The following is a 9,295-nucleotide window of genomic DNA, read 5'->3' on the forward strand; positions in this document are numbered from 1 at the left end:
CGGTGACCAACAAGGGCAACAGCAAAGCGGTGACCAACAAGGGCAACAGCAAAGCGGTGACCAACAAGACCAGCAGCAAGGCGATGACCAACAAGCAAAGGAGCATGTAAACAACCCTGAAATGGCAAGAAGCATTGTTGACCAATTGCGTGATGGCTTAGGTGAATCAACTGTTGATGATCATACTATTGATAATAATGATGTTGTTGAAGCAGCTAAAGAAGCTGGATTAAGTGAATCTACAATGGATCGCTTACGCCTCAAAGAAAGAAGTATTGAAGAAATTGAAGCGATTTCAGCTGAAAATGCTTTAAGAGCTCAGCAGGTTGGTCAGGAAATGGATACTATTCATTCTAGACTTGATGAAAATCAGCAAAAAGAAACTACAGCGGGAACGAGAGGCGGCTATTATAAGCAAAAAACTAAACTCGGTGACGAAGGAAAGATTTCTTGGAAGGTAGCGGTTTCTGAGAGTATGGAGCCTGGTAATTCTTGGGATACGCAATACACAGAAGAAGAGTTGATAGATGAGTACTTTTCTATTCCGAGTATGTATAACGGAGTATTTTACCATTCTGAGCAGAAGGATGGTTGTGCAATCTTCCTTATTGATACAAGTGGCTCAATGAATAGGAAGTTTATCGGTGATTTATTTACTGAAGCATTGGCATCGGTAGACCTAAATGACCCTTCCTCTGGATTCTCCGAGATATTACTTTTCCCTGCCGATGTGGATGTTAAAGACGTATATTGGAGTTTAACTCCTGAAAACAAAGCCGAAGTTATCGATGAAGTAATGGACTACGGTGGTGGTGGTACCGATTTTACTAACCCAATTAGGAATTCCCTTCTAAAAGCTGAAGAATTAGAACTTGAAGTACATACCGTTGTTTTCGGAACTGACTTAGGGGCTCCAGCACCTAACTTTGGTTATATTGAAGATCAAATAGAAGCCGATAATTTACCTCCTGTAATTTTTATTACTGATAGAAACGAAGCAGCCGCTAAAGGCTTTGAACTCGAATGTGAAGGTTATGCGACTGTATTTTCATATGCAAATGATTTGGAGATAGTTCTAGCAGATGTTGAAGATGAAATTGAACAAGCTTTAACTGAGTTGAACTCTATGGAGATAATGAGTGAAAGCGATCATGACTTCCAAATAGTTCACCCATTCATCCAAAATGGTATGTAAGGTAAAGATGACTGACTATGTAATTGTTAATAAAAACACTTCTAATGTAGCTTTAAAGTTGCCAATACTGACTGCTTTAAAGCTGACGTCTGAATATTATCAGTATCATTTTAAGAATAGAGCCCCTGATGGTATTAACTACATTAAAAGTAGAGGCTTTAATGAAGAAACCATAGATAAATTCCAATTAGGCTATTCACCATCGAGCTTTACGCAGCTCTTAGCCCAAAGTAAGAACGCTGTTTGGCGAGATAAGGTGAAGAAATCCATTGGTTACTCGCTAAATGATGATGAATTGACAGAAACAATTAAGGTCTTATTAGAACTTGGGGGGGTTGTTAAGAGCAATGAGAAGGGTTCATTTGACCGATTTAAAGGTCGTGTAATTTTCCCAATATTCGATTTAGATAATAACATTGTGAGTTTTGGTGGTCGCAAGATCAATGATGAAGCATATGGCCCTAAGTATCTGAATGGTTCCGACTCTCCAGTATTCCACAAAAATGAAGTAATCTTTGGCGAGCATTTGCTAAATCGTCTACAAAAAGTTGATCGAGTGTTGGTTACTGAAGGTTATATGGATGTGGCGACATTGCATCAATTTAGATATGAAACGGCTGTAGCAACAATGGGAACATCTATAAACGAAAATCAAATTGAACGTTTATTTCAATACACGGATTGTTTGCATTTTTGTTTTGACGGTGATGAGGCTGGCATTAAGGCTTCAAAAAGAGCTGTTAAGCAATCCCGTGCCGCCCTATCCGGCAATCGTAAAATCGTTATTACAATCCTTCCTGATGGAGAGGACCCTGATTCTATATTGAGGTCAGAAGATACAGTTGACGAAGCTAGAGATGCATTTAACATTCATCTAAATAACAGTATTAGCATTGAAAACTACTTGCTAAATTTAACCCTAGATGAATTAAACTTGAAGTGGGGTCAAGACAATCAATATGTGTTTGCTTCACTTTTAAATGATGTTGTAAAAATGCCAACAGATAGCATGATTGCAAATAAAATTAAGCAATTCATTAAAATTGAGTCTCACCGAAGTGCTCAAGAGTTCGAAAACATAAATTCTCTAGAGTTAGTTCAGTCGTTTAGATAGCTAAAGCAATCTTTAAACTGAGCATTTATAATAGCCCTCCCCTCTAAGATAACTTAGTTCATTTCTATGCGAATATTGCAAGGTTTCAGTGGCCGCACTCCTATTTGAGTCCACTGAAATTACGCATTTTGATTTGAATATTCCTCGTCCCTCGCAAACCCCAATCAAAACCGTGCGTTATAAGTATGCTACGGCCTCCTATTACTCAACGTAAGGCCCAATGGGGGTGTTTGAATAGTAGATTCAAGGTTTTGGTAAAGACGCTTTAAAACAGCCTTTAAGAAGCATTTAAAGGGCGATCATCATAAAGATCCAAAAAAGGATCTAAACTGGATCTTAATCATAATCGTAGATCTAAAACTGTAGTTTGCGGCACTGTTGTTTAGCTTGTAGCTAAACAACAGTGACGGAAACTCGCAGTCTACTTGTTGACTGCAGCTCTTGATCTCATGTTGTAATTTTCGAAATTTAGTGTGAGATGATTTTTGTTATATCTCTTTATAGAGATATATAGAGAGGGTGTTTTTTAGTCTAATTTTTTGAAAAATCCAACTAAAACCGACCTTTTATGTTAGACCATATAGAAATTTAGTTGGATTTATTAGAAATTTAGTAAATCTTTCTAGAAAATCCAACTTGGCTTAAGTTGGATTTATTAGAAATAATAATTCATTTCCTTTTGCTTCTGGGTATGAATTCCTCTTCTTTATCTAAACCAAGCATCTTGTCTTGCTTGGCTGCTTGGCTCGTGGTTGGTGTATTTAACAGGCTTTCTTCTGCAACTTGTCGAGCTGCGTCTTTATCGTCTAGTTTCTCTGAAAAAGGAATGCTCTTAGAGATACTTGCTTTGGTCTTAGTTGTACCCTTAACCTTACTTAGCGGATTGTTATCTTCATTTTTTGATGTGCGCTTTGTGGCTTTATTTTCATCAATTAAGAGGTTGCCATTTAAGGTCTGAAGAATGAGGGGGCTTTCTATTGAATATTGATCTTTTGGAGGTAATTTGTTTGCTTTTAAATGGCGAACGAGTATCTGGTCTTTTTTATTTTTTAATGAACTGGACCTCATAGCATGTGAAGAGCTATTTACCTTATATGCAAGAAGTATGAATTTGCTTTTCGACTGTGACGCAGAAAAGCCGCTACCACCACTACTTGTTAGTTCATCGACATTACTTTCTTTAGCTTTAGTGATGTGATGAGTAACTAGTACTGCAATATCAGCTTCTTTGGCCAGAAAATTGGAAGCAATGTTGAATTCTATGTCACCAGTTATGTCATCTTGACCAGAAAGGCAGTTTCTAGCGTTATCAATTACCAATAAGTCGAAATCTTTGGCCGTTTCGATCAATTCGTATAATTCCAGACTGTGCTGATAAACGGCTGTCGTTTTTGGTATTAATGGTATCTCTTCGCTGTAGTGATAAAAATTCTGCTCTAAAAGTTCTATCTCTGATAATGCAAAATTTTCTTGTTTATTTAGAATTCGTTCCTCGATATCTTCGTGGCCATCTTCATAAGCAAGGTATAGGACTTTCAACGGCGGATTTGAACTACAGTTCAAACCAGTAAAATTGGTGCCGAGCGCTACGTCTGTTGCTATCGAAATGGAAAGGTCGGTTTTCCCTACGCCGCCAAGTCCAATAAGATAGCCAACTCTTTTTTTTTGCAATCCATAAAGGACGAAATCGCTAGGTTTTTGTTTATTGATCGAAGCCCTTTTAAGGCTCAGCTGGATCAGTTTGCTCATGTCTTTCTCATTAATTTTTGCTATTAGGTCGAATGATTGCGTTACATGCTAAGCTTTTCGAATCGTACTGGACCTCAAATGTTACATTGAGGATTTTTTCAACGTGATGAATTACGTTTCTATCTGTAAGCGTTCTAAGGGTGCGTAGTACTTTTGTAGTTATGTATGTGCCACCTTTTAAGCTTTTATTGTTGTAGTAATCCATTAACCAAAAATACAAATCATGTTTACATAAATACTGCGTTGTATGTGTCGCTAAGCTCTTAACGAAATCATCTACATTTTGTTTAATGGGGATTTGAGCAAAGTGAGAAAACTTTTCTCTAGTTATTGCGGAGTTCTTAGCGAGAGATTTCACATAAAACCTTGATACCCCAATTATTTGATGAGTAAAGAACTCCGGGGTAATTCTATTTTTATTCTTTATAAACCCAGAATCTTCGGTATTGATAATCGGCAAATAAAGGTGGTCAACGAATTTGAATGTATCTTCATCGATGAAGTGGTTATCACCACCGATAGGTTGATATCTTATCTCTGCTGAACTTAAGTTGTTCAATTGCGCGACTAGACGTTCCCTGGTCTTAGCATTATAAGTCCCCTTCCCCATGAGCTTTGCAACAACCCTCATGTCTACGACGTAGAATTGCCATTCATCAGACGAGAAGATTTTCATGTCTAATCGAGAGCGAACTTTGCGAGGTAAATAGGAAGGGTCGGTATTAAATGGCTCATTGATTTTTTCAGAAGACAGTTTTATGTACTTCAAAAGATCACGCACCGACATGTCAGCGATGAGATATTTAGGTAAGTGTCTCCCGGTCAAAATCATGTATTCGAGGAGTGAGCGGTCTTCAGTAAATAATGATGTCTGATACACATCAACTTTGATGGCCTCAAAATTCACATCTGGACGTTTGAACCAGGGCCTTTCTACAATTCCCCCATACATATGCTTTTTCAAAATGTAAGCTTCAACCCCTTCGGCCCCTTCTTCGTAAATTTTGGACGCTAGAGTTTTAGTTGATTTTGTGTCAAGAAAAATATCGTTGAATATGGTTGTTGCGATTTTTTCGGGTATGTAGTTGTACTTCTTTAAGTGCTCAACCAACTCGCTCTTTTCATCATTGTCAATTAATTCAATTAATACAGTTTTATCGTCTGATCTATTACTCATGAGATAAGTTCCGTTATGGCTAGATTGTATGGAGTTTATCGATCTTGATCAGCAAATGGATCATTTCACTTGATCATAACTAAATATTGGTTTATTGTGATTTCCGGTTTAAATGCTAGTGTTTATTTTGACAGTTGAATCTTGGTTGAGAACTTTTCTAAACCTACCAACTTAACTGGTTAAGCATTTTTATTAAAACCAACATCCTCAAAGATGGATTTCCTCTAATTCCATCTTGATATTACCACATTTTCAATAAATCTAACTTTTTTAAGTTGGATTTTTCAAAAATATAACCATGCTCAACATAATTTCTAAGAAATCCAACTACATTCACCATTACTGACGCTTTGATTCCTTTGAGGTTTGAATTTTCTGTTTATCTATAACGTACATTCAAAGAATCTATGATCATGGAGGAGTTCTTTTGTTGATCTCACTCTACACTTTTAAGTTCTTAGTCAGTGCGTTAATGCCCTAATTTTTAACGAGTTTTTCACATAATAATGTTTGCTCGCAGCTAGTGTCGTCAGGCAAATTTAAAGGTTGAAACTTTTTAAAGAGGGACATTGTTAATACTCTGACTTATCACTCTAAGTTGTTGAAAACCCCCTATATTCACTGTGAAGCTAGGGTTAACTTACAGCCAATAGCTTATCTTCTAAGCTCATACTTTTTACTCCGTATTTACCGCTTTGCTCTAGTAACTTTGACACATTCATCTCGGCCACATTAGCCATTTCAGTGCTTAGTTTTAAATGATCGATAATCGAAATAACACGGTGAGCCAAATTTTGCTTATTTTGGCGATTTTCAGTATTGAAATTAAAATATTTTTCTGGATCGATATGGTACTTAATCATGAGAGCTGAATACTGACTCTTTAAAACTTCCAGGTCAGCTTTAGAGTGCCCGATGGCCGTGAGCTTTTCATTAAATTTAGAAAGGTCCTCAATTGCTGCTTCATAGTGTTTCTTGATTTCCACCGATTCTAATAGTTTTCTAGAAAACTTTAATGACTTAACCACTTTCATTAAGCGTGGGTATTCTTTGCTTTCTTTAATTTCTTTCGCTATTTTTCGACCAATCAAACATTCAATTAAGGTGTCGATATCGACGAACTTATCCTGATACATCAATAACCAGGTGCGATATGTTGACTCTCTCTGACTGAGAGTGGCAGGGTTATCGAAAAACACACAATTTGCTCTTGCGTCAAAGCCACAAAGTATATGCATTCTTGAGTAGTCGAGGTTCATTTCGATAAAATCTTTAACAGCTTGAGCTACAGAGTTGATGCGCCCTACTCCGTCCATCATAGGCTTGTATTTTTTACGCTTTTCATTTCGAATTTTTCTTACATTGATCAAGATTTTGGCTTTGTCATCCCTGTGAGTTTTCATGTCTACAACATCTGGGTGCGAATTTAAGTCAGAGATTTTAGAGTTAGCAAAGTCGTAAGCACCTATCTCATTGAATAGCCACGTTCGTTTAAGGTGCTCTATAAAAACTTTTTTATATGTTGATTTAACCTGCAAACCGCCTTCTCCAAATAAATCAGTAATGACTTGGTAGCCATTGAACTTACGGAACCGGTATGCTGGCGACTCTGATCGAGAATTCATCCAAAACTCAAGGTAGTGATCATGTTGCCTCAACGCTCTTTCCATACCACCGTTCCACTTCCAAAGGCTAAATAATTCATTGTCTACATCGATGTTCAATACGTTGAGAATGTCATCTGTTGTGTTATTGATGGTTGCTTGATAGTTGATCAAGGTTGACTCTAGCGTTGACTCAAAATGAGGTTTAAGAACCTTTATATCAAGAATGCTTCTATCCTTTAGAATAGGTTCTAAGTTTAAAGGATATGAACGCACTCTGGAATTTCCGAATATGATCCCATTTTTCTTTTTCAAGATGACTCTCGGTGATGCTTCCTTTATGCGTGAAACTTTGATTGGTGAGGTTCTTGCTACCTGCCCTACCTTTATTGGTTTTAAGTAAGGAATGCTCACTGAGGCTTTCCCCGCGTTGCTATTTATTGCATGCACCTCTTTGTTCAGTAATTCCATGACTTCAACATCTAACATGTGACGTGTTTTGTCATCAAAGTGCTCGAAGTGATCAATTAGATTTGAGTGAGCAATGTTAATTAACTCTGCCTTGATGTTGTCTTTTAGCTTCATAGATAAGTTAGATTGAGGAGATGTGACGTTTGAGATTTGTATGTTATTCAGGCGTATGTATACGCTTCTTGAATCTAGGCGAATAGACCCTATGATTTCACCCTCCTTTCTATCATCAATAGATAGGTATGCTTGGTAAGAGGCATTTAGATCTATTGATTCCTTAGAGGTCGACTTAATCGAACAATTCATATCTTGCTCAACTAAACCACCTAGGAAATGTTGAGGCAGACTAAAATACTCAATCAGCGGGGTATTCATATTTATGAAGTCCATATTGGTATTCGTATTCTCATGCATTGTTTTTAGAGCTACAGGATTGGGTAGCGTTCTATCCAACTCTATTCTTCCACCAAGGGCTTCAATTTCATTGTGGGTTTTAGGCCATGAAAGTGATTTACCTTGCTCAGTGACCATCTTCCATATTTTCAAGGGTCTGTATGGCAGAGCTGTTATACCGTCAATAGCCCATTTAGCGGATAGTAAGATTGCGTGTCGCTCGCTGAAAACATTGAACTGTGGGATTTGTGCTTCGGATACGTACATGTCCAAAAATTCATTTTTCGTAGCTTGAGCGATATTGGGATCGTTCAGGATGTCTGAATAACCTTCATGTTGTTCTAAAGTGTTATTTTCTACATGTTCAGCGAAGTCTTTTGCAGCTTTGATGGAATCAGCAGTGAGTTGTGATGCGTACCATATAATTTTCTCCAAAAAATGAGATTTTAAGATATTTGGTTGAAGTAATATGCGATTAAGGCCTACTTCGTCATAAGCTTTAGCGTGAAAGGCTCGGTTTTTATTGTTTGTGTTACCAATTCTGAATAGCCAATCTCTTAGGCGAAGTGCTTTTTCGGCACCCAATAAACTATATCTTGGGTATTTTGCTGTTTCGATTCCAGAGTTTTCGTATTTTGACATTGTACATGTGAAGCATCCAAACCTCGCAGTACCACTACAAGAACTGGATTGAGTCTTACCAATTACAAGCTCGCAAACATCATTTGAACCATTGCCATAAAGTTCTAACAAGAGTCCAAAATTGCTCATGTAGCTTTCAATGTTTACGTCTATTGTCCATTTTGATATTGGGTGAGCACCAATCAAAGCAAGTAATTCAAATACATCGTCATTCGTCAGTTCAGCAATAGGTGCCACTTGAAATAGGTTTTTAGCAATACCGGATCGTTCGATTTTCACGATCTTATTACTTAATTGCATTTTATTCATGTTTTCAGATCTTCGAGAGCTCTCCTTATTTCTACTACCCAGAGCTATGTGGACTGATTTGAATTTATTAGGCAGTTTAGATAAGACTTTGGCTAAGTGTTTTTCGGCGGGCCCGACTTTTAGTATCACAGAGCAGTCACCAGCTCTAAGTGGGGATGGGATAAGTTTTGAAGCACTAGCCCAACGGATAAAGAACTCATCACTAAGTTGTGGTGATATTTGTTGGTAGTTCAGGTTGATGCCTGATTCCTTTGCATACATAACAAGTTTTTTTCCTGCAAATGAGCTGAACATATTCATAATGATTGATTCGCTCTTAGTGTTCGTGCAATACGATATGAGTGGTCTATCAGCTTCAATTAACCCTGCCTTTATAGCACGCTTGTATGCTTCTAAAACGATGATTAATGTCAAACTACTATCTTTTCCGTGACTAAGTGGAACGCTATACACAGCGCCGTCAATTAGCGCTTCTATGACAGAGTTAACTGCATCAATGAATAGACCATGCAGAAATATGTGTCGTTCACGTAGCTTGCTGTCAACCACGTTAACTAAATTCAGCTTTCCAGTTCTATCAAATAAATCAATCATAATTCACCGAGAATTCTTATTTCGTCTTCATTAAATATGATCTATCG

The 9,295-nt window shown here is 37.4% G+C and carries 5 protein-coding genes; 2 read left to right on the plus strand and 3 right to left on the minus strand.

Annotated features, from left to right (window positions below; all coding sequences use genetic code 11):
• Positions 1-1,195 (plus strand): hypothetical protein (locus tag AB4653_RS13030; protein ID WP_372104373.1); only part of this gene is annotated, 1,195 nt, incomplete at its 5' end.
• A gap of 7 nt (positions 1,196-1,202) precedes the next feature.
• Complete coding sequence (locus tag AB4653_RS13035; protein ID WP_170962713.1) at positions 1,203-2,309, plus strand: toprim domain-containing protein; 1,107 nt, start codon at positions 1,203-1,205, stop codon at positions 2,307-2,309.
• A gap of 669 nt (positions 2,310-2,978) precedes the next feature.
• Here the strand turns inward: AB4653_RS13035 and AB4653_RS13040 are convergent.
• From AB4653_RS13040 to AB4653_RS13050, 3 genes are all read right to left on the minus strand, one after another.
• On the minus strand, positions 2,979-4,058 hold the full coding sequence (locus tag AB4653_RS13040) for an AAA family ATPase (protein ID WP_102257428.1): 1,080 nt from the start codon (positions 4,056-4,058) through the stop codon (positions 2,979-2,981).
• A 10-nt stretch (positions 4,059-4,068) separates the two neighbouring features.
• Positions 4,069-5,235, minus strand: a complete 1,167-nt coding sequence (locus tag AB4653_RS13045; protein WP_102257427.1) for a hypothetical protein — start codon at positions 5,233-5,235, stop codon at positions 4,069-4,071.
• A gap of 635 nt (positions 5,236-5,870) precedes the next feature.
• On the minus strand, positions 5,871-9,248 hold the full coding sequence (locus AB4653_RS13050) for a hypothetical protein (protein ID WP_102257426.1): 3,378 nt from the start codon (positions 9,246-9,248) through the stop codon (positions 5,871-5,873).
• Between the last annotated feature and the right edge of the window lie 47 nt (positions 9,249-9,295).

Origin of the sequence: Vibrio sp. 10N.222.48.A3 (assembly GCF_041475345.1) — a bacterium.
GTDB lineage: Bacteria > Pseudomonadota > Gammaproteobacteria > Enterobacterales > Vibrionaceae > Vibrio > Vibrio tasmaniensis_A.